The following is a 26254-nucleotide window of genomic DNA, read 5'->3' as shown; positions in this document are numbered from 1 at the left end:
AGATCATGAAACTGTTTTCACCGGTTACGGCGCTATTTGATAAGCTGTCGGTGTTTTTGAAAGTGACGTTGTTGATTGTTGGCACAACGTTGATTGTGGCAACCATGTTGACCGTGGAGTCGCATCGGCTTGTCACCAAGTCCATTCAAGAGGGATTGTCGCAACTGGCCTCGGAAATGACCAGCTCAACGGCCGCCAATGCCAGCGGCGCGATCCGCTTTGGTGACACGGAGTCTTTGCAGAGCATTTTGGACACCACAATGGATCGGGCTGGGGGGCAGGCGCTGTATGCGGTTGCGCTGAACAAAGCGGGCGAGACCATTGGGATTTCTGGCGCTGCACCGTCGGCGACCCCCGAAATCGAGGTGCTCGCCAAACAGGCGCTGGACAGCGGAGAGGCCGCCAAATCTGAAAACGGTTACATCATTGCTGAACCGGCGCGCAGTGGCAAAGACGGCAGCAAGATTGCCGGATCTGTGGCGATCATCTGGTCTCCGGATCAGGCGTTAGCGCAGGCCCAAGCGGCCAATATGCTGTCGATTGCTACGGCGGGTGTGGTGTTCCTTGTGATGTGCACACTTTGTGCTTGGGTGATCCGCACTGTGGTGTCCCATCCGTTGCAGGACGTGCGCGAAGTTGTGCGTGACATTGCTGAAGGGCGTTATGACACTCCTGCGAAACACGTGGAGCGTGGTGATGAGATTGGCGGTATTTCCCGTACAGTTGAAGGTCTGAAAGTGCAGCTTGCCGAAGCCCATGAGGTGGAGCGGGAGCAAAGGCTGGCGCAGAAGGAGCAAGACCGGGTGGTTGAGGCACTGACTGCGGCGTTGCAACGCTTGGCAGAGGGTGACTTGACCCATCCCATCGACCAACGGTTTTCTGCGGGGTATGAGCCACTGCGGGAGAACTACAACAATACGTTGGTCACGCTGGTGTCGATCATGCAGGCTGTGGTGGAAAATTCTCACCGCATTCGCAGCAGCTCCAAAGAGATTGGGGATTCCTCCACATCGTTGGCGAGCCGCACCGAAAGCCAGGCCTCCACGCTGGAACAGACCGCCAGTGCCATGGAAGAGTTGACCGCCAGTGTGCGTGCGGCTGCAGAAGGTGCCAAAGATGTGGAAACCATTGTCGCTGGCACCAAACAAACGGTGCAGTCCAGCGGTGAGGTTGTGAAACAGGCGGTGGATGCGATGTCGCTGATCCAGGCCTCTTCGGATAAGATTTCGCAGATCATTTCGGTGATTGATGACATCTCGTTCCAGACCAACCTGTTGGCGCTGAATGCCGGTGTGGAAGCGGCGCGGGCCGGGGACGCTGGTCGCGGCTTTGCGGTTGTGGCCTCTGAAGTGCGTGCCTTGGCACAGCGCTCGTCTGACTCGGCGTCTGAGATCAAAGAGCTGATCAACGAAAGTGCAACCCATGTGGACGAAGGTGTGACCCTTGTCGGCCGGACTGGGGACGAGTTGACCAAGATCATCAGCGGCGTGGCCACAGTGTCTGAGCGTGTCAGCGGTATTGCAGATGGCGCAGAACGTCAGGCCACCACCCTGACCGGCATCAACAAAGGGGTGTCCGAGTTGGATCGGGTGACCCAGCAGAACGCTGCCATGGTGGAAGAGACTGCGGCTGCGAGTACCGTGCTTCACAGCGATGCCAGCGAGTTGGCCTCTCAAGTGTCGGTGTTTAAGGTGACGTCAGATGACACCGGGCGCCGGACGTCGCGGGCGGCCTAAGCGGCTCCACCTCTGAGCATCAAAACTATGTAACGCACGGCTGGGCAAAGCGCTTGGCCGTGCGTCGTCTCTTGCGGGGCAGGCGGGGCTGCGCTATCACCCTGATCTGACCCCATGAAAGGCCTTTTCCCATGCGCGCAGAAGCTCAGAACACCGTTGCAGAGATCGAAAAATCCCTGACCCTGTTGCGCCAGCGTTTGGATTGGGAAACGGCGCCGTATCGGCTCGAAGAGTTCAACGCACGGGTCGAAGATCCCAACTTGTGGGATGACGCGGCGGCGGCGCAAAAGCTGATGCGGGAGCGTCAGACCTTGGTGGACGCCATGGATGTTGTGACATCTATTGAGACCGACCTGTCCGACAACATCGAGCTGATTGAATTGGGCGAGATGGAAGAGGATGACGAGGTTGTGGCCGAGGCGGAAGCGGCGCTTAAGACGCTGGCAGTGACGTCGGCGGAGAAAGAGCTGGAAGCCCTGCTGGATGGCGAGGCCGATGGCAATGACACCTTCCTTGAGATCAACTCCGGTGCGGGTGGCACAGAGAGCTGTGACTGGGCCTCTATGCTGGCGCGGATGTATGTGCGCTGGGCTGAGAAAAAGGGCTACAAGGTTGAGCTGCAAGCCGAGAGCGCGGGCGAAGAGGCGGGCATCAAGTCGGCGGCCTATAAGATTTCCGGGCACAACGCTTATGGCTGGTTGAAGTCAGAAAGCGGCGTGCACCGTTTGGTGCGGATTTCGCCGTTTGATAGCGCCGCCAAACGCCACACGTCGTTCACCTCGGTGAAAGTTTATCCTGTGGTGGATGATAACATCGAGATTGAGGTGAACCCGGCCGATATTCGGATTGATACCTACCGCTCTTCGGGCGCCGGTGGTCAGCACGTGAACACCACCGACTCTGCAGTACGGATCACCCACCACCCAACCGGGATTGTGGTGACCAGCTCGGAGAAGTCGCAGCACCAGAACCGCGACATTGCAATGAAAGCGCTGAAGTCTCGGTTGTACCAGATCGAGTTGGATAAGCGGTCTGCGCTGGTGAATGAGGTGCATGAAAACGCCGGGGATGCGGGCTGGGGCAACCAGATCCGGTCTTACGTGCTGCAGCCCTATCAGATGGTGAAAGATCTGCGCACCAGCTTTGAAACCAGCGACACCAAAGGCGTGCTCGATGGCGATCTGGATGGGCTGATGGCGGCCACGCTGGCGATGGATGTGGCTGGCATGAGCCGGGCGGACGCGCAGTCTGAAGACTAAGAAGAGGGGCTTTGCCCCGTCGCATCGTGGATGTGACTCTCCCAAGGTATTTCGGGAAAGAAAAAGTTGGAGCGCTTCATCAGGTGGTGGGGCGCTTTTTGCTTGCCGACAGCTTGTGTGTTTAACCTGTTCATGATCCTCTCAGGTGAAGGAGGAACCGGCTATGGCAGAATTTCTGGATTGGGATGCAGGCAAGCTTGCAGGAGCGCTGCGAGGCGGAGAGCTGAGCGCTGAGGCGGTTATGGCGGCGACGTTGACACGGATCGCGCAGCGGAACCCGGCGGTGAACGCTATTGTGGATTTGCGGGACCCTGAAGTGTTGCTGGCGGAGGCGCGCGAAGCGGATGCGGTGCCGGTAGGCGAGCGCGGCGCGTTGCATGGCATGCCGATTGCAGTGAAGGCGCTTTCCGATGTGCAAGGCATGCGCACCACCCAGGGCAGCCCGTTGTTTGTCGATCATGTTGCGGAGAGCGATAACGCTTTTGTGGCGCGGATGCGGGCAGCCGGCGCGATCTTCATTGGCAAAACCAATGTGCCGGAGTTCGGGCTTGGCTCACACAGTTATAACCCGGTGCATGGGGTGACGTTGAACCCTTTTGATGCCAGTCGGACAGCGGGGGGCAGTTCCGGTGGGGCAGGCGCGGCTTTGGCGATGAACATGGTGGCGTTGGCGGATGGCAGCGACATGATGGGCAGCCTGCGCAATCCGGCAGGGTGGAACAATGTCTATGGCTTCCGGCCAAGCTGGGGCGTGGTGCCCAAAGAGGTTGGCGCGGAGAGTTTTTGGCAGCAGTTGTCTACAATCGGCCCGATGGCGCGCAGTCCGCGCGATTGTGCCTTGCTGTTGTCGGTGATGGCAGAGGCGGAGCTCGGCGTGCCGTTTAATATGCCGGCGCAGGACTGGGACTTGCCGGAAGCCTGTGCTGTGGATGGCGCGCGGGTTGGTTGGCTTGGGGACTGGGGCGGGATGATGCCCATGGAAGAGGATATTTTGCCGCTTTGCGAGGGTGCGCTAGACGTGCTGCGCGGGGCTGGCGCTGTGGTGGAAGAGGTTGCGCCGCCGTTTGATGCAGAAGCGATGTTCCAAAGCTGGAGTGACTTGCGCGCCTTTGCCTTGGCCGGCGAGTTGGCGGTGTTGTTTGAGGATACGGCAAAGCGGGAGCGGCTCAAACCTGCGGCGCAATGGGAAATCAAACGCGGGATGGAGATGGGAGCGATGGACTTGCATCACGCCACGCGGGTGCGCTCGGATTGGTTTGCGACAGCGGCAAAACTGTTTGAAATCTTCGACGTGTTGGCGCTGCCGGTGGCGCAGGTGTTTCCGTTCCCGGCGGAGTGGGATTGGCCCAAGGAAATTGCTGGTGTCGCAATGGACACGTATCACCGCTGGATGCAGGTGATGGTGCCCGCGAGCCTGCTGGGGCTGCCCGCGATCAGCGTGCCGGTGGGGTTTAATGCGGCTGGTTTGCCCATGGGCATGCAGCTTATTGGTGCCAAGGGTTCGGATGCGCGGGTTTTGGAGATTGCCGAGGCGTACCATGTGGCCACGGATTGGCCAGGCAGACGCCCGCCACACATTCCAAATGCTTGATTTAAGACAGCAAACCCGCTTTGATCAAATCTGAATGAGCAGGCGCAGGGAGGCCAAATGTCTGAAGAGACGATTGAGGGCGCAGGGGGAAACCACGGTGCTGGAAAACCCATGAGTGAAACGCAGCTTTCTGCGGCACGCAGCGAAAATGGCGAGCGCATTCATGGCGCGCCGCCTATGGGAGACGCGCGGATAAGTATGCTGGGCCAAGCGCTGAAGCTTGGTCTGCGGGATTTTGTGCGCAAGCCAATGTACGGGATTGGGTTTGGTCTATTCTATGTGCTGGGCGGTTGGTTGATGACATGGCTGACCGTGGCCAGCGGGCAAAGCTATTGGCTGACCTTTGCGGCGATTGGCTTCCCGCTGTTGGGGCCGTTTGCCGCTGTGGGGCTGTATGAGGTGTCGCTGCGACTGGAACGTGGCTGGGAGATCAACTGGCCGTTGATTGCGGGTGTGGTCTGGCGGCAGAGCAAGCGGCAGTTGCCGTCGATCTGCGCGATCATCATCATTGTGTTCCTGTTCTGGTTTTTCCTTGCCCACATGATTTTTGCGCTGTTTTTGGGGCTGGCACCAATGACCAATGTGTCCAGTTCCTTTGAGATCTACACGACCACAAATGGCTTGGTGATGTTGTTGGTGGGCTCGATTATTGGGTTCTTGTTTGCGCTGCTGCTTTACATGATCACGGTTTTGTCCTTGCCGTTGCTGCTGGATCGCGAGATTGATTTTGTGACCGCGATGATCACCAGTTTTGCTTATGTGCAGAACCATTTTGTGGTGATGTTGATGTGGGCTGCGATTGTGGCGAGCGTCACGTTTTTGGCGCTGTTGCCCGGGTTTCTCGGATTGTTGATTTGCCTGCCGGTGCTGGGCCATGGCAGTTGGCATCTGTACGCGCTGATCAAAGCGGCGGGTGTAGAGGACGAAGGCTGAGGGCAAGTAAAATGGGTGAGATGAAACCGGAGTTTTTGATTTCGGATGTGGCGGGGTTGCGGGAGGTGTTTAAGACGCCAAACCCGGAGTCGTTGTCACAGAAAAAGTGCATTGATCATTTGGACAAACACGCGCGCGCGTTTATCGCGCGGTCGCCGTTTTTGTGTTTGGGCACGCAGGCGCCGGATGGATTGGCGGATGTGACGCCACGTGGTGATCCCGAGGGTTTTGTGAAGGTGCTGGATGCGCGCACGTTGGTGATCCCTGAGCGGCCGGGCAACAACCGGATTGATAGTCTGACCAATATTGTGGCGAACCCCAATGTGGGACTGATCTTCCTGGTGCCGGGGTTTGATGAAACCCTGCGGGTGAATGGCACAGCCCAAGTGACAACGGATCCGGAGATACTGGCGCTGATGGAGGTTCAGGAGCGGGTGCCACGGGCGGCGATTGTGGTGTCGGTGGTTGAGGTGTTTCTGCATTGCGCCAAAGCGTTCCGGCGCTCCAAATTATGGGATCCAGAGGCACTTCAGGATCGCAGCGAGATGCCGTCGCTCAGCAAGATGGTGCTGGATCAAAGCACCGGCGCGCCAGAGGATGCGGAAGAGATGGCGAAGCTCGATGCACAACTGGAGGCGCGCTATCAGGAGACGATGTACTGAGGTGCTGCGTCAGCTCTCACGGCCCGTGGCTTTGAGTTTCTGGTGCAAACCGGCCGCTTTGGGGTGGCCTGCTTCAAGCGCGTAGACATAAGCTTGGGTGAGGAAAAAGCCTTTTGCCTCGGGTGTGTCTGTAACTGCTGCAGCTTCCTCGTAGAGCGCGACCAGCGCCATTTTGTCATCCGCGACATGGGCGGCCAGCAGGCGGGTTTCTAGGCCACTCATGTGGCGCGGTGTGCTTGTAGACGCGCGGCCACCCAGTCATGAAAGCAGTGGGTGGGCGCGTCCATGGCAGGGGAAAAGCGGCCGCCGTCAAAATGTGGCGCGGACCGCCCGCGTTGCATGCCTTCAACCACAAAGATGTCCTCTTTAAACACCTGTTTCCATTGGGCGGCATTGGTGGTGCGCAGTGCATCGTCTGTCCCGTTTCTGGCGTAGTAAAGGTGCACGTGCTCGCGGGTTTGATTGTGGGTCAGCGGTTCTAGAATGATCGCAAAGGCATGGTCGCGCTGCGCCCCGAGAAGCACGTTGGGATAAAGTGCGATGTATTCAGCGCCTTCGTCCCAGAAGGTGGATAGGTCCGCGAAGTCGGGGAAAGTTGTGCCGTCCTCAGAGGTGAGTTGGCGGTAGACATGGGTGCCCTGGCCGGAGAACTGTTGCGGCTCAACGATGTTGTAGTGATCTTCGAGACGAGAGTAGCTGTTGAGGCCGGGGTGGACCCAGGGCAGGTGGTAACTTTCACAGTAGTTTTCCACCGCCAGTTTCCAGTTGGTGGCGACATCCAGCGTAAAGCGGCTATCTGCGCCGCCGTGGATATGGGGTTGGTCAAAGGCCTCCCAACGGGAGAGTAGCGCGGCGTGTTGCTCTTCAAAGGCAGGGGCGTCGCCGGTGATGTTGATGAAAACAATGTCGTGCCAGATGTGGGAGCGGATTTCGATCAGGCCTAGGGTTGCACGGTCGATGTTGGGATCGGTGTTTTGACCGGGGCCGCCGACGTGGGGTGTGGTCACCAAACGGCCATCGGTGGCGTAGCACCAGGAATGGTACGGGCAGCGGATGGCACCTTCGATCTTGCGCGGGGCATCCACGAGGATCATGCCACGGTGGCGGCAGACGTTGTTGAACACGCGCACCAAGCCGGATTTGTCACGTACAAGCAGGAGCGGCATGTCAAGGAACGTGATCGGAACTGCATCGCCTGGTTCAGGCACATCTGAGGCGACGGCAAGTCCAGCCCAAGTGGATTTGAGGAGCGCGTCGGTCTCTTCTGAAAATACCTGTGGATCTGTGTAGTGCGCGTTGGGCAGACCTTTGGCGGTGGCGACGGGGCGGCGCACGGCGGCGAGAGGATCGCTTGATTTAAGGGGGGACATGGCGTGCTCCTGTGGCTGATAGGAGCAGGGTAAACGGGGGAAAGCTGAAGGGTCCGGTCTGTCTGCGACAGAGGATGCCTTGGATGCGCCGGTTAGGTCAAAGGCGTGTCCAGCATCAGTTGGCGCAGATGAAACTCGGGCAGGTCCTCTGGTTTCACATAACCGGTTTGGCGGGCAATGGTGATGATGTCGTGTAAAGGGGCGTCCAGATGTTCGTAGACCATACGCGCCACGACCCGCCCATGCAGGGTTTCGCGGGTTGGACGGGCGGCGTAGCCTGCCCAAAAGCCGTTGTTGAAGGCGGCAACGCGGCCCAAGTAATTAAACGAGGCCGCCATATTGTATCTGTGCGCGACATTGATGGAGACGCCATCTTCCTGGGCGGAGACGTAGCCCCGGAACTCTCGCAGCGGCCCATTGGTTGGAAGGCCGTGTGTGCTCATCGCTTGGCGCGGTTCGTACCCCCTAAGGAAGGTGTATGGACCGTCGCGGAAAATGTAGACCAAGCCTACAATTATGAGATTGTTTTCGACAAAGCTCTTGCGCGAGAACCGATAGAAACCAGATGGGAAAGCCTCTTCGGTCAGAGTTTGCATGCCGCTGCCGACATTGTCTGCGAGAAACGGGTGGTTGAGCACTCCGGGGCGGGTGTCTAGGCTCTCCAAAGGTTCGAGCAGAATGCGGGCGTCCACGTCAAAAAAACGGCAGATTAAATGTAGGACGTCAGGTCGCGGGAAACTTTCGCCGGACAGATATCGGTTGAATTGTGTGCGGTTGATTCCCAGCTTTCGGCACAAATCGGAGACAGATCGATACGGCGCGCAGAGCGACCGCAAATTTCTCCCAAACATTTGACGTAGCTCAGCAGGATGTGTTTCGCTGGCTAATACAGTCTCGGGTTGTGGCAAATGGCTCTCCGGCTGTGTTTGTCATTGAAAGACTCGCGGAACGTGTGCAAACTCACTGCGCAGTCCTATTAGATGCTAATGGGCGTCACTTTGGCGCAGAACGGCACCAGCTTGCAAGAGCCCCGACACAAATTGGGCCATGGGTGGAAGCAAAACTGGCTGTAGGCTGAGGTGGGGATTTTAGGGTCGGCTGTATTTGAGGACGGCCCATTGGTGCACGGGACTTAACGAGTTCGGGGGAGGAAATGGCATGAATGGGGTTGTGCTTTGGCATGACAACACAGGTGGAACAGCTGTGATCTGGTGTGAGGACCACGCGGATCTGGCTTACTTTTCCGTCAAATCGGATGCGGCAGCTTTGGGGCGCGGCGCAGGGGATCTGGCGGCGGGCGACCTGGTGGTATTTGATATAACGATGGTTGGGCAGCAGCGACGGGCGAGCAACCTGTGCAGGCTGGCGCCTGGGACGCCGCTGGCCGATCATCTGTTGCAGGCGGCCATGGCCGTTGAAACCGGGGAACTTGGCCGCGCATTGCGGGCGGCGCTGCGATTGCCCGATTGTGACAACCGTGCGGACGGCCCAAATGCCGCGGGCGAAACAGCCGAAGTCATCGATTGGAAAACGGCGGCGCAGGCGCGCAAGGTCAGTTAGCGCAAAGTATCAGGCAAAATAAAAGGGGCCACGTGGCCCCTTTTTTGAACGCAGTGGTCGCTTGCTTTACTCTGATCCGCGCGACAGGGCGGCAACACCCGTGCGGGCAACTTCAACCAAGCCAAGTGGACGCATGAGGTCGGCAAACGCGTCGATCTTGCCGGGCGTGCCGGTCAGTTCAAACACAAAGCTTTCCAGCGTGCTGTCGACCGCATTGGCGCGGAAGATGTCTGCCAGACGCAGGGCTTCAACCCGCTTGTCGCCGGTGCCAGACACTTTGAATAGGGCCAGTTCGCGCTCCACGGACGCGCCTTCGACTGTCAGGTCGTGCACGTCATGCACCGACACAATGCGGCCCAACTGCGCTTTGATCTGTTCAATCACTTGCGGTGTGCCGGTGGTTACGATGGTGATGCGCGACATGTGCCCGGTGTGATCCACCTCAGCCACGGTCAGGCTTTCGATGTTGTAGCCACGACCGGCAAAGAGACCAATCACCCGCGCCAAAACGCCCGGTTCGTTGTCCACCAACACGGCAAGGGTGTGGGTTTCGACCTCGTCGGAGAAAGTGGGACGTAGGTTATAAGCGGAGTGGCTCGTGGAGCCTTTTTTGATTTTTAGAGCAGCCATGGGTTTGCCTTTCAGTAAACGCTGAGAGAATAGCTATCTCCAGCCTTTCTTAGTTCGAAGACGACTTCATCGCCTTTGTTCTTTTCGAAGCATTTCTTTTTGGACGATATTCTGGTGACGTGCTTTGGCTTGGTATCGGCGGAAACTGGTCCAGACGGTGAAGCCAAAACATACCTCGAGTTTTTTCCGAGAAATTCGCGGTCGTTGACTATTAGCGTCGCTTCAAACATCGAAGCGCACTCATAAGGCGGGCAGATACAGTAGTCGCCCGATGTTGCAGCAATTTCATTTGCTCTCCATACGTTCGCGTCTTGCATCCATTCAACCTCCAACAGCATCGGGCGCTTTGGTACTAGCTGGTAGCCGATAATACCGATGCCAAAGGCGATCACCATTATCGACACCAACCGCATTGGTTACACCATCACCGCGCCGCCGGCTTGGATAACGCCCTGCGTGCTGGCTTCGCCCAGAAGCATTTCGTTGTGTGGCTTGCCTGACGGAATCATCGGGAAGCAGTTCTCGTGTTTTTCCACCAGACAGTCAAAGATCACCGGGCCGTCATAGTTGATCATCTCCATGATCGCGTCGTCCAGATCATCCGGGTCGGAGCAGATGATGCCTTTGGCGCCAAAGGCTTCTGCGAGTTTCACGAAGTCAGGCAGCGCTTCGGACCAGCTGTGGCTGTAGCGTTCGCCGTGCAGCAGCTCTTGCCACTGACGTACCATGCCGAGGCGTTCGTTGTTCAAGATGAACTGCTTTACTGGCAGGCGGAATTGGATCGCGGTGCCCATTTCCTGCATGTTCATCAGCCAAGACGCTTCGCCGGCCACGTTGATCACGAGGCTGTCGGGGTGCGCCACTTGGGCGCCAATGGAGGCTGGGAAGCCGTAGCCCATGGTGCCGAGTCCACCGGAGGTCATCCACCGGTTGGGGTCTTCAAAGCCCAAATACTGTGCGGCCCACATCTGGTGTTGGCCCACTTCGGTGGTGATGTAGCGGTCATGCTCTTTGGTCAGCGCCTCAAGCCGGGACAGGGCGTACTGTGGTTTGATGACCTTGCCTTCCTGAACATACTTCAGGCACTCAACCTTGCGCCAATCGCTGATCTGGCTTTGCCAGTTGGCAATGGCGTCGCGGTTCACGGTGCGGCCGCGGGCTTTCCAGACCTTCAGGATGTCGGTCAGAACACTTTCCACGTCACCCACAATTGGGATGTCGGCCTTGATCACCTTGTTGATCGAGGAGGGGTCAATGTCGATGTGCGCTTTGATCGAGTTTGGCGAGAACGCAGAAATCAGGCCGGTGATGCGGTCATCAAAACGCGCGCCGATGTTGATCATCAGATCGCAGTCATGCATTGCCATATTGGCTTCATACAGGCCGTGCATGCCGAGCATGCCCAGCCAGTTTTCGCCCGACGCCGGATACGCACCAAGCCCCATCAGCGTGGAGGTGATCGGAATGCCGGTGGCCTCCACCAGTTCGCGCAGCAGGGCGCTTGCCTTGGGGCCCGAGTTGATCACGCCGCCGCCAGTGTAAAACACCGGGCGTTCGGCTTTTTCCATCGCTTCCACCAGCTCGTTGATGGCAGTGATGTCGCCTTTGGTTTCCGGCTGGTAAATGGTTGTGTCGGATTTTTCTGGCGCCGTGTAGGTGCCATTGGCAAATTGCACGTCTTTCGGAATATCCACCAGCACTGGGCCAGGACGGCCGGACTGCGCGACGTGAAACGCCTGATGCAGGGTTTCCGCCAATGTGTCCGTGTCTTTGGCCAGCCAGTTGTGCTTGGTGCAGGGGCGGGTGATGCCCACGGTGTCTGCTTCCTGAAATGCGTCAGAGCCAATCATGAAGGTCGGCACCTGGCCGGTCAGCACCAGAATTGGGATCGAGTCCAGCAACGCATCGGTCAGACCGGTCACCGCATTGGTGGCGCCGGGACCAGAGGTGACAAGCGCCACACCAACCTTGCCAGTGGAGCGGGCATAGCCCTCAGCTGCATGCACCGCGCCTTGTTCGTGACGCACAAGGATATGACGAATATCATTCTGCTGAAAAATCTCGTCGTAAATGGGTAGGACAGCCCCTCCGGGATAGCCAAAGACTGTGTCCACACCCTGATCCTTCAAGGCTTGAACTACCATTTTTGCTCCGGTCATCTGACGTGTCATCATTCTCTCCGTTACCGACGACATTACTAGCTCACACAAAAAAGCCCCCGCTTTTGAGCGAGGGCGCATGGGGTACCATTATGGTGTCCGTTACCGGCCCATGCGCCTTATTCCGACAATGACGACTAGCCTTGGCATCGTGTATGTCCTCAAGAGGGGTTACTTAATGTGTTCGGATCGGACCTTATGGCTGCTGCATCGCGGCGTCAACCGCGAAAGCTACAGAAAAGCGCCGTTTCGGACGTAAAATCTTTTCAATTATTGCGCCAAGAGATGGTGTTTGTGAAATTTGAGGAAATATTATGAGTGAATTCGAGTTGAATCAGATCACACCGTTTGTTCCCTGCAGCAATTTGGCACGGCAAATCGCGTTTTACCGGGATAGACTGGGTTTCGAAGTTGGGTTTATGGCCGACAACTACGCGTTTTTGCGACGGAGCTCTGTGGCCGTTCGGTTGATCGAGCTGGGTGGTCCGGAGGACATGCCAGGCAAGGAAACGTCCTTTTACATCGATGTGACTGGGATCGACGCTCTGTTTGCGGATATGCACGAGGCGCTGATCGGGTTACCGAACGGGCGCGTACGGGAACCGTTTGATCAGCCATACGGACAGAGGGAATTCCACGTGTTGGATGACGACGGGAATTTGGTGTTTTTTGGGGAGGCAATAGCGGCTTAAAGTCCGACGCCGGTGCCTTGCAGAACGCCGTGTTCCATGGCGTAGCGGGTGAGGCCGGCGGTGGAGGAGATGCCCAGCTTGCGCTTGATGTTTTTGCGATGGGTTTCCACGGTGCGCACAGAGATATTGAGCTCGTTGGCCACTTCTTTGTTGGATTTGCCCTGCGCCAGTTGCAAGAGCACGGTTTGCTCGCGACTGGTGAGAGGTTCACGCGCGCCGTCCTCGGATGGCTCAAGTGAACCTTTGGCGCCGGTGCAGAGATATTTCTTGCCGCCCATCACCGCATCAATGGCGGTTTTGATTTCGTCGGTGGGCACGTCTTTGAGAACATACCCCATGGCGCCGTGGCTCAGCGCGGTGGAGATGTATTCCGGGCTGTCGTGCATCGATAAGATCAAAACCCGCAGGTCCGGGTTCATTTCCAGCAGCATTTCGGTGGCAGTAAGCCCGCCGATCTCCGGCATATTGAGGTCCATCAGCACCACATCCGGGTTCAGTGAAGGCAACTTGTCTACCGCCTCGCGGCCATTGGACAGCGTGCCGACAACAGTGATGTCGTCATAGCTTTCCAAAATGGACTCGATGCCCTCGGCCACCATGGGGTGATCGTCGACAATCATCACTTTGATGGTTGTGTCTGAGGTCATGCGCTGGCCTTTCGGGTCTTGTCGTTGCCCTCGGTTTCGGGCGTCAGGATGTGGCTTAGCGGGACTTCTGCCACAATCACCGTGCCGGAGCGAGAGGAGAAAATGCGTAGGGTGCCGTCGAGCTGCTCCACACGTTCCTGCATGTTGCGCAGGCCGAGGCCGCCACGGGCAGAAGCGTCCCGCTCTTGTGGCAAGCCTTTGCCGTTGTCGGCTATCCGCAAAGTGGCGCCCTTTTTGTGGCCGCGCACGTCAATGGAGACGGTGGTGGCCCCCGCGTGACGCTCAATGTTGGTCAAGGCTTCCTGGGCGATGCGATAGAGCGCGATCTTGGCGTCCTGATCGAGGCGGTTGCGGAACACCACAGTGTTGAAGTGGGTTTCAATGCCGGTGCGCGCTGAGAAGTCGTCGGTCAAGGCTTTGAGGGCCGGGCCGAGGCCGAGGTCATCCAACACACCGGGGCGCAAGTCGCGGGAAATGCGGCGGACTTCCTGAATGGCACCGGAGAGGTGGTCGACGCCTTTGTCCAGCGACTCCAGCCCGCGGTCGTCGCCGTTTTTGAGGCGACGTGTGGCGCTGTCGAGTGCGTAGCGCACGCCGACGAGAAGTTGAGAGATGCCGTCGTGCAATTCGCGCGCGACGCGACCGCGCTCTTCTTCTTGGGCGTCGAACACCCGTTGCGTCAGCGCTTTGAGCTTGGCGTCTGCGAGACGGCGCTCACGTACGGTGATGAAGAAACCGGAGAGAAACACCAGGGTCAGGCAAGCGACAGTGATCACCAGAATATAGAAAGAGGTGCGCTGCACGCGCTCTTCGACCTCAGCGCGGGCGGCGGCGACGCTATCCAATACGTCGTCAATGAAGATGCCTGTGCCAACCACCCACTGCCAGTCTTGCAAGCCAACCACATAGGTGACCATGCGGGCGGTTTCGAGGGTGGAGGGTTTCACCCAGTCAAAACTGTGATAGCCGCCGCCGGAGCGGGCGATTTCAATCAAAGGATCGGTGATCTCTGTGCCGTTGAGGTCGGTGAGGCCACGCCAGTTTTTGCCAATCAGGTAAGTTTGACGGGGGCTGACAAGGTTGTTGCCGTCGTAGTCAAACACAAAGAAGTAGCCATCTTGCCCGTAGAGCATGGAGGACAAGATTTGGGTTACCGCAAGCTTGGCCTCGTAATCATCTGGCGCGGCGCGGCCATAGATGTTGATAAAAGCGGTGCGGGCAATCGAGATATAGTTTTTGAGCTCCGCTTTTTTGGCTTCGATCAGTTGCGCCTCCAAAGCGCGGATTTCGCGGTCCGCCAATTGCCGGGACTGGTTGGCCACCAATACGGAAATGCCCGCTACCGCCAAAAGCAAGGGCACGGTTGCCAGCAGAAACAGCTTCTGACCGTAAGACAGTCGCAGGAGGGGCCAAATGGGTCGCATGTTCGATTCGTTACGGAAGTTTGACGGCGAATCATAGATCAGAATCATCTTCGTTACCGCTAACGACTGCGTAAACGGAAAATTAACTTTCCAAATTGGTTCGGAATTTTGGCCATTTGGTCGGTTTCTACGCGGTAGTGGGTATTTCCTCTACGTAGGGGCAGGGCTAGGCTCGCCGCACTTCAACGATCCGCTTGGAGTCTCTGGAGGGAGACCTGAGCTGAACAATATTCTGGGAGGAAGACCTACATGGATCGTCGTTCTTTTCTAAAGACGTCTGCACTCGGCGGCACCGCAGCCGCAGCCACCACTCTGGCGGCACCCGCTTACGCTTCTGGCAAGCGCACACTGACAATGGTGACATCCTGGGGCCGTGGCCTTGCAGGTGTTTTTGACGCGGCACAGCACGCGGCAGATTCCATCACCGCAATGTCTGACGGCAACCTGACCGTTGAGATCAAAGCGGCCGGCGAACTGGTTGGCGCATTTGAAGTATTTGACGCCGTGACCGCAGGTCAGGCCGACATGTACCACGCGGCTGACTACTACTTCACTGGTCAGCACCCTGCGTACCAGTACTTCACTGCAGCTCCGTTCGGCATGACCGCTCAGGAGATGATGAACTGGTATCACCACGGCGACGGCATGGCGCTGCATGATGAGCTGGGCGAAATCTTTGGCCTGAAATCCTTCCTGGCGGGTAACACCGGTGCACAGGCTGGTGGTTGGTTCTCCAAAGAGATCAACGGTCCGGAAGACTTCCAAGGTCTGAAATTCCGTATGCCTGGCATGGGCGGTCAAGCGCTCGGCAAAATGGGCGCATCCGTTCAGAACCTTCCAGGTTCCGAAGTGTACCAAGCGCTGGCGTCTGGCGCCATCGACGGTACCGAGTGGATTGGTCCTTGGGCTGATGAAAAAGCTGGTTTCCAGGAAATCACCAAGTTCTACTACACCGCAGGCTTCCACGAGCCAGGTGCTGCTCTGACACTCGCAACCAATCGCGAAGTGTTCGACAGCCTGTCTCCTGCGCACCAGAAGATCATCGAAACTGCAGCCGCAGCCACTCACCAGTGGAACCTGTCTCAGTTCCTGAACAACAACGGTGCGGCGCTGCAGCGTCTGCAAGCCGGTGGTGTGAAGGTTCTGGAATTCCCAGACAGCGTTTGGGATGCAATGGGCGCCGCGTCCAAAGAGACTCTGGACGGCTACATGGACGACGAAATCTTCGCCAAAGTCCGTGGCTCCGTAGAAGAAAGCATGAAAGCGTCTTCCGGTTGGCTGGTACGGTCCGAAGGATTCTACCGGGCACAGCGTGATCGCGTGATGGGCTAAGGCCTTGAGAAGCTGAGAAATTGGCCCCTCGGGATTTCCGGGGGGCCTTTTCAAAAAAAAGACGGGGCACGGATCGTCGCGCTGTCAAAATTCCAAAACAATAAGGGGATGAGGGGACAATGCTGGACGGTCTGGTCTGGTTCTTTTCCAACATCGGCCAAGCCTTTGTGAACGCGGGATATGCGCTCACACATCCGGGCTTGTGGCTGAGCTGGATGGGAGGCCTTGAGACCACCGAGGACAAACAATCGCTGATGCGGTTTGTTTATTACGGTGGCTCGGTCGAGTTTTTCTTTGTGGTGTTCACGCTTTTCTTGATCGTTACGGCGGTGGGAATTGCGCGACCCAATTTCATGTGGGGATGCGTGCGCGTTCTGGAAGGCTTCGCCAATTCGGTGGGCCGTTTCTTTGCGTGGGCTGGCCTGTTGATGGTGCTGCAGCAGATCGTGATCGTGTTTATGCAGCGGATCTTTACCGTGGCTGAGATCTCACTGATCTACGGCGTGGACTGGCTGACGTTTGACGTGAGCTGGTGGGCAGAAGAGCTGAAGCTTTATAACGCGATGATCGTGTGTATGTGTGCAACGTACACGTTTGTGCAGGGCGGCCACGTGCGTGTGGATCTGGTGTATTCGGCGATCAGTCACCGTGCAAAACGTGTGATCGATATGTTTGGCTCCATCTTCTTCATGATGCCGGTTGCGGTTCTGACCTGGATGTACGGCTGGTTCTTCATGTGGCGCCACCTTGTGACACCGAAAGTTTCGGCGTCCGACAAGGTTGAAATCCTGATGAAAAAGGCCCGTATCCTGAAATGGAATGTGGAGACCATCGGTTTCTCACCCAACGGCTTTAACGCTTATTTCCTCTTCAAAGTGCTTCTTGTTTGCTTTGCCGCCATGGTCTTTTTGCAGGCCATCGCGTTCTTCTATCGCTCATATCTTGAGTACAAAGAAGGCACTGGCAGCATTGGCAAATACCTCGACCGCGACACGCTGGGCGAGGGTGAAGAAGCCTATGAAGGCACACACTGATCTAAGGGGCAGAACTAATGCTATTTGGACTTGATGGGGTCGAGATCGGCCTGATTATCGTCTTTCTCTGCCTCTTCGGAGGCATTCTTTCCGGTTTCCCGGTGGCGTTTGCCATTGGTGGGGCAGGGGTTATCTCTTTCGGGATCATTGCGGCGCTCGACAGTGCCGGGATCCTGGTACACCACGCGATTGACAGCAGCTCAGCCATGTATGCTGACCTGATTGCCCAAGGCGTGAAGGCGGACACGATCTCGGTTTTCCGATACCCGGATTTGCCACGTGTGGCGGAATCTGTGTTCCCGGGCGGCTGGGAACAGGCGATGAACCGCAACATCAGCTTTGTGGTCAACCGGATGAACGAGCGTGTGCTTGCCGGTCAGTCCATCGAGACGCTGTTGGCGGTTGTGATGTTTGTTCTGATGGGCATCACGCTGGAACGTTCCAAGATTGCAAACGACCTTCTGACCACGATGGCGCGCGTCTTTGGCCCGCTGCCAGGCGGTCTGGCTGTGTCGGTTGTGGTTGTGGGTGCCTTCTTGGCGGCCTCCACTGGTATTGTGGGCGCAACGGTTGTGACCATGGGGCTGCTGTCGCTGCCAACCATGCTGAAGCACGGGTATAACCCAAAGCTGGCTACTGGTGTGATTGCGGCGTCTGGGACGCTAGGGCAGATTATTCCACCATCCATCGTGATCGTTCTACTTGGTACGTTGGCGGGCGACCTCTACTCTGCGGCACAGGAAAACCGTGCCCAGGTGGCTGGATGTTCTGATGCGCTGACCTTCCTGGGTGAACCGGCGGTTGTGTCTGTCGGGACATTGTTCCAGGCGGCTCTGATCCCCGGCATCATGCTTGCGGTGCTTTACGGTCTCTATGCCTTTGGCTACGCGATGTTTAACCCCAAAGAAGCCCCCGCGGTGGAAATGGGAGCATCCAATGGCGAAGCCATCACACGTGGCGAGGGCATGACTTGGTTCCTGGCTGTACCGGCAGGTTTGATTGCAGCTGTGATCCTTTTGGGGCAGGTCAACTTGATTGGCACTCAGGACGTCACAGTCGACAGCTTCTCGGATGCGGGTCAAACCGCGAGCCTGCGCACCAGTGTTGGAGATCAGTGTAAAGCCTCGATGATCGACTTACATGGTCAGCTTGCCTGGGATCAGGCGATTGCGGAGCAGACAGCGATTGATGAAGCCGGCGGTGTTGCGGAAGCGCGTGCGCTCAGCGATGAGGAACGTGCCGAGCTGCGTGTTGGGAAAATTGCTGCGGCGGCGCCAATTGGTTCCGGTTTGGCAATTGGCTACCTGTTGCTGGCTCTGATCCTGACAACTGCGCGGGGCGTTGCCCCAAGCGCAGACACCCGTCCATTGTTGATTGGTGGTGCAGGCATTGTGCTGGCACTGGCTGTGGATGCGATCCTGATCACGCCGGTGACCACACCGGGCTGGACGCTGATCTTCCTGGCTGTGCCTTTGGCAATGTCGCTTTATGGTGTGCGCTACGGCGCGGGTCTGCTCGGCAAAAATGAACTGCTGCGCGTGGTGTTCCCACCGCTGGTTCTGATCATTGCCGTGCTGGGCTCGATCCTCGGTGGCATCACCAACCCAACACCGGCGGCTGCGCTGGGTGCGGGTGGGGCGATCATGCTGGCGGCGTATCGTCGACTGCACGATGAAGGCCGCTCCGGCGGGATCATCATCTGGTCAACTTTTGCTGTGATCGTCATGATCCTTGTGGGCGTGAACTTTGACTTGCGTATCAACCAGGAAGTGGTCGCTACTGAGAACCTGATTGCGTTCTTTGTGGCCAAAGGCACCTACCTGTTTGCGATGTTTGGTCTGCTGTTTGGCTGCTGGGTTCTGTTCCGCGGCAAGGTGCTATCGCCAATTGTGCGAGAGACCGCGAAGGTGACCTCGATGGTGTTTACCATCCTGATCGGCTCGCAGTTGTTGAACCTTGTGGTGATCAGCTTTGGTGGAGAGCATTACATTCAGGGCTTCCTGAAATCGTTTGATAACGAGTTCAAAGTCTTCCTGATCGTGATGCTGGTGCTGTTTGTGATGGGCTTTGTGCTCGATTTCCTGGAGATCATCTACATCGTGATCCCAATTGTCGGCCCGGTCATCTACGGCGGTACCTTTGATCCGAAGTGGGTCACCATCATGATCGCAGTGAACTTGCAGACCTCGTTCCTGACACCGCCGTTTGGCTTTGCGCTCTTCTACCTCAGAGGGGTGGCGCCAAAAGAGGTCACGACCGGGCACATCTACAAGGGCATCATTCCCTTTGTGCTCATTCAGGTGCTGGGACTGGCGATCTTGTGGTACTTCCCATCGATTGTGACGATCCTGCCGGATCTGATCGGAAACTGATCACGGAGCAAGTGACAATAAGAAACGGGGGCCAAGTGGCCCCCGTTTTTCGTTTGAGGTGATGGGGGGCGAAAGGGGGATCTGAATTGTTGTCATTAAGGTTGATGTTGACAAGTCGCCCAAATCTTCGACGGATCTTAATCAACGATCCTCTAAAACCGAACCTTCCGGAATACTGCAAATAGTTGAATTGCGTGGAGAAAAAACATCCCCGGGATAGTTACGGCAATGGGCAGTCCGGTTAAATTATGGAGTTGTGCGGGTAGCCAAAAAACAAGCACGACCGAAGCGAAAACTAAATATGCTGCGCCGAGTATTGGGTTCCAACTGATCAATCGCGCCTGCCAGTCAATAGTGGAACGTAGGATATCTTCCAGAGATTTCATACATGAAATACACCTCAAACCTTGCCGTAGGTTCAAGGGGAAAGCGCTTGTTTGAGTCTCCGGTTTTCCCAAAACGGGCAGTTTCTACTAGAGCGCTAATCAAATGGGAGATTGGCACCCGCAGGCGGCGTGCCTCGATCAAGTTTGAGACCGAGGCACCGATATATATCGTTCAGTAACGTGCGGCGCGGTTGATGGCGACGGAGCCCATGACGTGGTCGGTGAGGCCCTGTTTGCGGTCTGTGGTGATCATCAGGACAATCGAGATGATTTGCAGGATGGGGAACATCACCGACACGGTGAATCCCAGCGTGTGCAGGAAGGCTGAGCCCAGATCAAACCGGCTGCCGTCTGATTGGCGCAGTTCGATGGACATCAGGCGCATGCCCCAAGTGGCGGAGCCGGTTGCGATGGTGACCACGCGGTAGGCAAACCCAAAGACAAACAGCAACGCGCCAAAGAAGAGGATGCCGGTGAAGGCGGTGAAGGGCAGCACCAGGACACACAACACAAAGATCAGCGCAGTGTCGATCAACCACGCCAGAAAGCGCTTGAAGGTCACGTCTTCGTAAAACTCGGATTGGGTGTCCGGATCGGGCAGGGCAAAGGTGCGGTGGCTCATGTCACTCTCGATTAAGTTGATACCGTTATTCTATAGAAAACGGCGCGGAAGGAGGCTCCCGCGCCGTGGCTGCTCAGATAGGGCGCGTTTAGGCGTCTTCGGTTTCGCGACGTTCGTCCGTTGCTTTGGTGGCACGTTCGTCCATGAACTCGTCAAACTCCGACTTGTCTTTGGCGGCACGCAGACGCTCCAAGAAGTCTTCGAAGTTTTTCTGCTCGTCTTCCAATCGGCGCAGGGTCTCGTCGCGGTAGCTGTCAAAGGCGCTGTTGCCGGAGGAGGCCATCACATGCATGCGACGGGAACAGCTGCGGTTGCGGGAGGATTTCTTGAACATATCTTTGCTCCAGATCATGTAGAAAAGAAGGGCCAGGCCAACAGGCCAGAAGAACACGAAGCCAAGAACCATGGCGGCAATCCAGGCACCTTTGCCTTTGCTGTCCAGCCAGGCCTCGCTCTTGCCAAACCAGCTGAGGTGCTGGGTGTCGGCGGTATGGGCGGTTGCGGCAGGGGTCATAACTGTCTCCGAGTTTGTTTTGTTGTGTCTCTGTGAGGCGGTATGTAAATCGCTTTCACATTACCAAGATTGGGAGTGCAGGGGTGTATTGCAAGGAAAAATGTGAAAGGGTTTTACATTTTGGCCTTATCTGCTTGTTACTGTTGATAAAAATAGTTTGAAATTTTGCTGGTTAGATGCTGAAATTGCAGGTCTTTGCGCCGGAAATTTGCTGTAAGTCTTCGGGGGACAGGCAAAAAACATGGTTGGGCGTGCCCGCGGCGGCCCAGATTTCCGCAAAATTGGTCAGGCGGTTGTCCATAAACGCTTGGATAGGTGAGAGGTGACCCACCGGGCTCACTCCCCCAATCGCGAAGCCGGTTTGTTTGCGGACTACTGTGGCATCGGCACGGATCAGCTGTGCCCCCAGAAGGGCTTCGGCGGCTTTGGTGTCGACTTGGCGGCCACCGGCGGTGAGAAACAGCACGACCTCGCCGGTGTCGGCCTTTTGAAACACGATGGATTTGGCGATTTGGTCCACCTCACATCCCACGGCGTCGGCGGCCATTTGCGCGGTGCGTGCCCCGTCAGTCTCCCGGATGTCGATATTCTTGCCCGCATCCTCTAACGCTGCACGCACGCGTTTCAAACTCTTGCTCATGTGGTGTCTCCTCGTCCTCGGGTTGATTTCTGCCACGGTGCGCCTCAGGGTGCCAGCATGGAAAAAACGAATGAACTGAAACAGGAATTATTGGCGCTGGAGACCCGTGTTTGGGATGCGCTGGTGTAAGGCGATGGTGACGCGGACGGGGCGTTGCTGAGTGAGGATTTTATCGGCATCTACCCGGATGGGTTTGCGGGCAAAGACGCGCATACTGGGCAGTTGGATGGCGGGGCGACTGTGGCGGAGTATCGGCTGAGTGAGGTGCAGGTGCGGGCCACCGGGGCAGATAGCGGGTTGTTGATTTACCGGGCTGATTATCTGCGGAGTGGCAAAACGGATTGGGAGATCATGTTGGTGAGCTCCTTGTGGGAGCAGCGCGACGGGGCCTGGGTGAACAGTTTCAGTCAGGACACGCCATTGACCGGGCAAGGCGTACCTTAAACGGAGCCTGCGGCAGCGCCGCCAATTGACCTTCTGGCGGCGCGGTTTCAAAGTCGCGCCATGTTGTTTGAATCACAAATCACCCGCCTGCCACGTCCGTTTGATCCTGAACTCGGGGCAGAGGCCTGTGCTGCGGTGCCGTCGTTGTCGGGGGATCTGGCCAAGCTGATTGAAGGCACGGCAGGCTCCAGCCCGTACTTGAAAAGCTTGATCCACAAGGAGGCAGACTGGGTGCCAGAGGCGTTGCAGGATGCGGACGCCGCGGTGGCCAAGTTGTTTGCCGAGCTGCGATCTGGGGCGCCAGATCAACGAGCAACAAGTTTGCGGGCGGCCAAGCGCAAGGTGGCGCTGCTGACAGCACTGGCGGATTTGGCGGGGGCGTGGTCGCTTGAGAAGGTGACCGGCACACTCACCGATTTTGCCGATTTGGCGAGCCAATTGGCGCTTGAGGCGACCATAGGCGCGGAAATCCGACGTAAGAAGCTGCCTGGAGCCACCGAAGAGGACATTTCAACTGCGGGCGGCATGGTGTCGATTGCTATGGGCAAGATGGGCGCACATGAGCTGAATTATAGCTCTGACATTGACCTGATCTGCCTGTTTGATGAAAGCCGGTTTGACGCGGATGACTACCATGACGCGCGGGCCAGTTTCATTCGCGCCACACGCAAGATGGCGGCGATGCTCAATGACATCACAGGCGATGGGTATGTGTTTCGCACCGATCTGCGACTGCGGCCTGATCCGGCAGTGACGCCGGTGTGTCTCGCGATGGAGGCGGCGGAGCGCTACTACGAGAGCCTTGGGCGCACATGGGAGCGGGCGGCCTATATCAAGGCGCGGCCCTCTGCCGGAGATTTGGCGGCCGGACAGAAATTTTTGGATACGCTTACGCCGTTTGTGTGGCGCAAACATTTGGATTTTTCTGCCATTCAGGATGCCCATGACATGCGGTTGCGCATTCGCGCGCATAAAGGGTTAGGTGGAGAGATCACGCTAGACGGCCACAATATGAAGCTGGGGCGCGGCGGCATTCGCGAGATCGAGTTTTTCACCCAGACGCGACAGCTGATTGCCGGGGGGCGTGATCCGTACTTGCGGGATCGGCATACGGTGCCGGGGCTGCGCAAGCTGGCCTCCAAAGGTTGGGTGCCGGAAGATGTGGCCGAAGCATTGTCAGATCACTATCGCTTTCATCGCGAGGTGGAGCATCGGGTGCAGATGGTGGCGGATGCGCAGACGCACCTTTTGCCTAAGAGCGAAGAGGGTTGGGGCAAGATTGCCGGATTGATGGGGCGTGACGAGGCCGACATTCGGGAAGAGCTGCATGATCGGCTGACCGAAGTGCATGAGATGACCGAAGGGTTCTTTGCGCCTGATGCCGCACCCGTTGGAGACGTCGAGATTTTCCATCAGTTTGACGATGAGGTCATAGATCGCTGGGAGAGTTATCCCGCGATGCGCAGTGTGCGGGCGGTGGAGATATTCAACCGTGTGCGGCCTGAGATATTGAGGCGCTTGGCGCTGGCCCCGAAACCAGACGAGGCACTTTTGGCTTTGGACGGGTTCTTGCGTGGCTTGCCTGCTGGAGTGCAGCTGTTCTCACTGTTTGAGGCCAATCCGCAATTGATTGACTTGCTGGTTGATGTGGTTGGCACGGCACCTGCGCTGGCACAGCATCTGTCGCGCAATTCTGGTGTGTTTGACGCGGTGATTGGCGGCAGCTTCTTCACAGACTGGCCCGGTGTGCGCGGATTGACCGAAGAGTTGCAGGAGCGGCTGGCGCGAGATGAGGATTACGAGACCAAGCTGGATGGCACGCGTCGCTGGTCCAAAGAGTGGCAGTTCCGCATTGGCGTGCATCATCTGCGGGGGCTGATTGGTGCAGAGGAAGCCGGGCGGCAGTACGCTGATTTGGCGGAGGCGGTTTTGGCAGGCCTATGGCAGCCGGTGGCTGATCACTTTGCCGCCAAACATGGGCCAATGCCTGGGCGGGGCGCGATTGTGTTGGGCATGGGCTCTCTGGGGGCGCAGAGGCTTAATGCGACGTCTGATCTGGATCTGATTGTGATCTATGATGCGGATGGCGTGGAGGCTTCTGAGGGCCGGCGGCCGTTGGCGGCGCGTCCGTATTATGCGCGGTTCACGCAGGCTTTGGTGACCGCCCTAAGTGCACCGATGTCTCAGGGGCGGCTTTATGAGGTGGACATGCGCTTGCGCCCGTCCGGCACGCAGGGACCTGTGGCCACGTCGTTGGCGTCGTTTAAGAACTATCAACGGGATGAGGCCTGGACTTGGGAGCATCTGGCGCTGACCCGCGCACGACCGGTGACCGGTGCGTCGGAACTGATGGCGGAGGTGGAAGCCTTCCGGCAAGAGGTTTTGGCAACTGAAAGAGACAAGGCGGCAATTGGCAGGGACGTGCAAGACATGCGCACTCGGATTGCGGCGGCAAAAGCGCCGGATGGGCCATGGGACGCGAAGATTGGGGCGGGGCGGCTGCAGGACATTGAGCTGTTGAGCCAGACCGGCGCGCTATTGGCAGGCTCCCCTCGTCGGACGGTCACGCAGGGATTGCAGGCTGGTGTCGCAATTGGCTGGCTTTCTGCCTCAGATGCATCAGACCTTGCCAGCACCTATCGGCTTTGCTGGCAGGTGCAACTGGCGTCCAAGCTGCTCTCGGGCAGCACCATTGCGCCTGAGATGATTGGAGAAGGCGGGCGGGCGTTTTTGTTGCGTGAAACGGGCGCGGACGATATCGATGCCGTGATGAACACTTTGACAGAAGCCACAACTCAAGCGGCTGAGATGGTCACACAGGCATTGGCGTCCGCAGGGGAGGCGTGACATGGATATTTCGCATTGTGACCCTAAGGGGTTGATTCACGAGAGTTACCGGATGGAGGGCATCGCGGCCTCTGAATGTCGGTCGATCTTTCTGGATTGGGCGCTATCGTTGCCAGACGGGGTGGACATGCGAGACGCCATTGAGGTGCTGATTGTGCATTTGAGCAGTCGATTTCCGGGCCATCCAATGACCCAAGTGCTGGAAGAAGGCAGCGTGGAAATGCGGGCTCCGAAGCGGCGCGGCGGATGGCGGTCGCGGCCTCGGGGCTGACAGTTAGAAATTGGCGAGAAACTCCAAGGCCTCTTTGATGCTGTCATGAATAAGAGTGTCGATGTCGCTGCGGTTTTCTAACAGTATTGGCAGATCGCCTTCACCGATCCAGCACCAGTGATCCACTTTGCCGTCTTCAAGTATGGGCCGAGTTAGATCGCCTTTCACAGTCACCACAAATTGGCGCTCCAACCGTTTGCCATCGGCCGCGTGCCAGCTCTTGGGGGGTAACTCGGTAAGCGTGTTGGCAAGCTCCCATCCGGTTTCCTCAAAGATTTCTCGAGCAAGCGCTTGTTCAACCGTTTCGCCGGGATCGACATGGCCTCCGGCAAGATCCCAGCAGCCGGGAAAGAGACGGCGGGTTGGACTGCGGCGTTGCACAAACACCTCACGATTTGGATTGATAATCAGGGCAGTGGCGACGGTATGGGTCATGAGAAAAAGGCCGTTTGTCGACTGAGACGAATACCTCAACTTTGAGTTAATTCCTTTGAAACGTCCACCGCTCGACGCATTCGCGCCCCATTTGGCGCGCAAATTTACATGGAGCAGCAGAGGCGAAAACCGCCCGAGGAGTTGGACATGTCGATGGGGAAAGTTATTGCAGCACTGGTACTGGCTTTGGGCGCAAGCGCTTGTGCGTCAGTAGACACCGCGAGCCGGAACGCGCCATATGACACTGTGCCAACTGACATGGCAGCGCCTGCGCCGTCTTACGCGCTTGAAAGTTTTAATGTGTCGGTGCCAACGTCGCTGAAGGTGTCCGAGGCCAATCTCTACTATCCTCCTGGTGACATCGTTTGGCGCGGTGATGCCCGCGGCAACCGGTACGAGCAGGTGAAAGCCATCTTTGACGAAAGCATCCGTTTGGGCACCCGTCCGTTGGATGGAGCGATGCCGGTGCGGGTGGAAATTGAAGTGACCCGTTTCCACGCATTGACCGAAAAGACACGTTACACCGTGGGCGGCGTGCACTCGATCGAGTTTGTCATGACCATCATTGAGCCCCAAAGTGGCGCAGTGCTGCGCGGTCCAAAACCAATCAAAGCGAGCCTTGTGGGCTATGGTGGACAGATGGCCTTTGAGGCGGAAGCCCGTGGTTTGACCCAGAAATACCGCATCACCCAGC

The 26254-nt window shown here is 57.4% G+C and carries 25 protein-coding genes and 1 pseudogene; 14 read left to right on the top strand and 12 right to left on the bottom strand.

The genetic code is table 11. The annotated features are described in order from the left end of the window. Window positions 1-5 precede the first annotated feature (5 nt). The 5 genes from QZ517_RS07795 (at window position 6) to QZ517_RS07775 (ending at window position 6181) form a co-directional block, all read left to right on the top strand. A complete protein-coding gene (locus tag QZ517_RS07795) occupies window positions 6-1736 on the top strand; it encodes a methyl-accepting chemotaxis protein (protein ID WP_294224709.1) in 1731 nt (576 codons plus the stop codon). A 131-nt stretch (window positions 1737-1867) separates the two neighbouring features. Next, entirely contained in the window at window positions 1868-2995 is a 1128-nt protein-coding gene (prfB, locus tag QZ517_RS07790; RefSeq protein WP_294224706.1) for a peptide chain release factor 2, read from the top strand. Between the two features lie 163 nt (window positions 2996-3158). Next, window positions 3159-4586: an amidase gene (locus tag QZ517_RS07785; RefSeq protein ID WP_294224703.1), complete on the top strand. Its 1428-nt coding sequence runs from the start codon at window positions 3159-3161 to the stop codon at window positions 4584-4586. A 177-nt stretch (window positions 4587-4763) separates the two neighbouring features. Continuing rightward, window positions 4764-5519: a DUF2189 domain-containing protein gene (locus QZ517_RS07780; RefSeq protein WP_294224751.1), complete on the top strand. Its 756-nt coding sequence runs from the start codon at window positions 4764-4766 to the stop codon at window positions 5517-5519. 11 nt (window positions 5520-5530) lie between these two features. Next, window positions 5531-6181 carry a pyridoxamine 5'-phosphate oxidase family protein gene (locus tag QZ517_RS07775; RefSeq protein WP_294224699.1) on the top strand — a complete coding sequence of 217 codons (651 nt, stop codon included), beginning with the start codon at window positions 5531-5533 and terminating at the stop codon, window positions 6179-6181. Window positions 6182-6190: 9 nt separating this feature from the next. Here the strand turns inward: QZ517_RS07775 and QZ517_RS07770 are convergent, their stop codons facing one another. The 3 genes from QZ517_RS07770 to QZ517_RS07760 all read right to left on the bottom strand — a co-directional run bounded on the left by QZ517_RS07770 (window position 6191) and on the right by QZ517_RS07760 (window position 8402). Further along, on the bottom strand, window positions 6191-6403 hold the full coding sequence (locus QZ517_RS07770; RefSeq protein WP_294224697.1) for a hypothetical protein: 213 nt from the start codon (window positions 6401-6403) through the stop codon (window positions 6191-6193). After that, on the bottom strand, window positions 6400-7551 hold the full coding sequence (locus QZ517_RS07765) for an aromatic ring-hydroxylating dioxygenase subunit alpha (RefSeq protein WP_294224693.1): 1152 nt from the start codon (window positions 7549-7551) through the stop codon (window positions 6400-6402). The genes QZ517_RS07770 and QZ517_RS07765 overlap by 4 nt, the downstream gene beginning before the upstream one ends. Before the next feature lie 92 nt (window positions 7552-7643). Next, entirely contained in the window at window positions 7644-8402 is a 759-nt protein-coding gene (locus QZ517_RS07760; RefSeq protein WP_294224690.1) for a helix-turn-helix transcriptional regulator, read from the bottom strand. Between the two features lie 307 nt (window positions 8403-8709). On the opposite strand from QZ517_RS07760, the gene QZ517_RS07755 reads away from it, so the two are divergent. Further along, a complete protein-coding gene (locus tag QZ517_RS07755; RefSeq protein WP_294224687.1) occupies window positions 8710-9111 on the top strand; it encodes a hypothetical protein in 402 nt (133 codons plus the stop codon). 66 nt (window positions 9112-9177) lie between these two features. Here the strand turns inward: QZ517_RS07755 and ilvN are convergent, their stop codons facing one another. The 3 genes from ilvN to QZ517_RS07740 are packed head-to-tail and all read right to left on the bottom strand — an operon-like array spanning window position 9178 to window position 11912. Continuing rightward, complete coding sequence (ilvN, locus tag QZ517_RS07750; protein ID WP_294224684.1) at window positions 9178-9741, bottom strand: acetolactate synthase small subunit; 564 nt, start codon at window positions 9739-9741, stop codon at window positions 9178-9180. An 11-nt stretch (window positions 9742-9752) separates the two neighbouring features. Further along, complete coding sequence (locus QZ517_RS07745; protein WP_294224682.1) at window positions 9753-10136, bottom strand: hypothetical protein; 384 nt, start codon at window positions 10134-10136, stop codon at window positions 9753-9755. A gap of 21 nt (window positions 10137-10157) precedes the next feature. Next, the gene (locus QZ517_RS07740; protein WP_294224679.1) at window positions 10158-11912 is read right to left on the bottom strand and encodes an acetolactate synthase 3 large subunit; all 1755 of its coding nucleotides are present in this window, start codon (window positions 11910-11912) and stop codon (window positions 10158-10160) included. 302 nt (window positions 11913-12214) lie between these two features. Here QZ517_RS07740 and QZ517_RS07735 point away from each other — a divergent pair, with 302 nt between their 5' ends. After that, window positions 12215-12592, top strand: coding sequence for a VOC family protein (locus QZ517_RS07735; protein WP_294224676.1), 378 nt, complete (start codon window positions 12215-12217; stop codon window positions 12590-12592). Here QZ517_RS07735 and QZ517_RS07730 read toward each other — a convergent pair. Together QZ517_RS07730 and QZ517_RS07725 are read right to left on the bottom strand one after the other, a co-directional pair. Further along, window positions 12589-13239 (bottom strand): response regulator transcription factor, encoded by a 651-nt coding sequence (locus tag QZ517_RS07730; RefSeq protein WP_294224674.1) that lies wholly within the window; start codon window positions 13237-13239, stop codon window positions 12589-12591. The two genes, QZ517_RS07735 and QZ517_RS07730, sit on opposite strands and share 4 nt — an antisense overlap. Beyond that, entirely contained in the window at window positions 13236-14663 is a 1428-nt protein-coding gene (locus QZ517_RS07725; protein ID WP_294224671.1) for a cache domain-containing protein, read from the bottom strand. Before QZ517_RS07725 ends, QZ517_RS07730 begins: the two co-directional genes overlap by 4 nt. A gap of 249 nt (window positions 14664-14912) precedes the next feature. On the opposite strand from QZ517_RS07725, the gene QZ517_RS07720 reads away from it, so the two are divergent. The 3 genes from QZ517_RS07720 to QZ517_RS07710 all read left to right on the top strand — a co-directional run bounded on the left by QZ517_RS07720 (window position 14913) and on the right by QZ517_RS07710 (window position 19401). Further along, entirely contained in the window at window positions 14913-15995 is a 1083-nt protein-coding gene (locus tag QZ517_RS07720; protein WP_164646870.1) for a TRAP transporter substrate-binding protein, read from the top strand. Between the two features lie 119 nt (window positions 15996-16114). Further along, window positions 16115-17029: a TRAP transporter small permease subunit gene (locus QZ517_RS07715; protein WP_294224662.1), complete on the top strand. Its 915-nt coding sequence runs from the start codon at window positions 16115-16117 to the stop codon at window positions 17027-17029. Between the two features lie 17 nt (window positions 17030-17046). Then, the gene (locus QZ517_RS07710; protein ID WP_294224659.1) at window positions 17047-19401 is read left to right on the top strand and encodes a TRAP transporter large permease subunit; all 2355 of its coding nucleotides are present in this window, start codon (window positions 17047-17049) and stop codon (window positions 19399-19401) included. A gap of 558 nt (window positions 19402-19959) precedes the next feature. Here the strand turns inward: QZ517_RS07710 and QZ517_RS07705 are convergent. The 3 genes from QZ517_RS07705 to QZ517_RS07695 form a co-directional block, all read right to left on the bottom strand. Beyond that, window positions 19960-20409 (bottom strand): RDD family protein, encoded by a 450-nt coding sequence (locus QZ517_RS07705; protein ID WP_294224656.1) that lies wholly within the window; start codon window positions 20407-20409, stop codon window positions 19960-19962. An 88-nt stretch (window positions 20410-20497) separates the two neighbouring features. After that, on the bottom strand, window positions 20498-20923 hold the full coding sequence (locus QZ517_RS07700) for a DUF2852 domain-containing protein (protein ID WP_294224653.1): 426 nt from the start codon (window positions 20921-20923) through the stop codon (window positions 20498-20500). Window positions 20924-21095: 172 nt separating this feature from the next. Further along, window positions 21096-21563 (bottom strand): YbaK/EbsC family protein, encoded by a 468-nt coding sequence (locus QZ517_RS07695; protein ID WP_294224650.1) that lies wholly within the window; start codon window positions 21561-21563, stop codon window positions 21096-21098. Between the two features lie 141 nt (window positions 21564-21704). On the opposite strand from QZ517_RS07695, the pseudogene QZ517_RS07690 reads away from it, so the two are divergent. The 3 genes and pseudogenes from QZ517_RS07690 to QZ517_RS07680 all read left to right on the top strand — a co-directional run. Beyond that, window positions 21705-22007: pseudogene (locus QZ517_RS07690) on the top strand (nuclear transport factor 2 family protein); the annotation flags it as partial. A 60-nt stretch (window positions 22008-22067) separates the two neighbouring features. Continuing rightward, a complete protein-coding gene (locus tag QZ517_RS07685; protein ID WP_294224647.1) occupies window positions 22068-24854 on the top strand; it encodes a glutamine-synthetase adenylyltransferase in 2787 nt (928 codons plus the stop codon). A 1-nt stretch (window position 24855) separates the two neighbouring features. Further along, on the top strand, window positions 24856-25125 hold the full coding sequence (locus QZ517_RS07680) for a hypothetical protein (RefSeq protein ID WP_294224642.1): 270 nt from the start codon (window positions 24856-24858) through the stop codon (window positions 25123-25125). 3 nt (window positions 25126-25128) lie between these two features. Here the strand turns inward: QZ517_RS07680 and QZ517_RS07675 are convergent, their stop codons facing one another. Next, window positions 25129-25560 carry an NUDIX domain-containing protein gene (locus QZ517_RS07675; protein ID WP_294224639.1) on the bottom strand — a complete coding sequence of 144 codons (432 nt, stop codon included), beginning with the start codon at window positions 25558-25560 and terminating at the stop codon, window positions 25129-25131. 147 nt (window positions 25561-25707) lie between these two features. On the opposite strand from QZ517_RS07675, the gene QZ517_RS07670 reads away from it, so the two are divergent. Continuing rightward, a partial coding sequence (locus QZ517_RS07670; protein ID WP_294224636.1) for a DUF6778 family protein occupies window positions 25708-26254 on the top strand: 547 nt, incomplete at its 3' end.

The organism is uncultured Shimia sp. (assembly GCF_913054185.1).
Taxonomy (GTDB): domain Bacteria; phylum Pseudomonadota; class Alphaproteobacteria; order Rhodobacterales; family Rhodobacteraceae; genus Shimia.
Note: the sequence above shows the minus strand (reverse complement) of the source record. Positions and strands in the feature narration are given on the sequence as shown.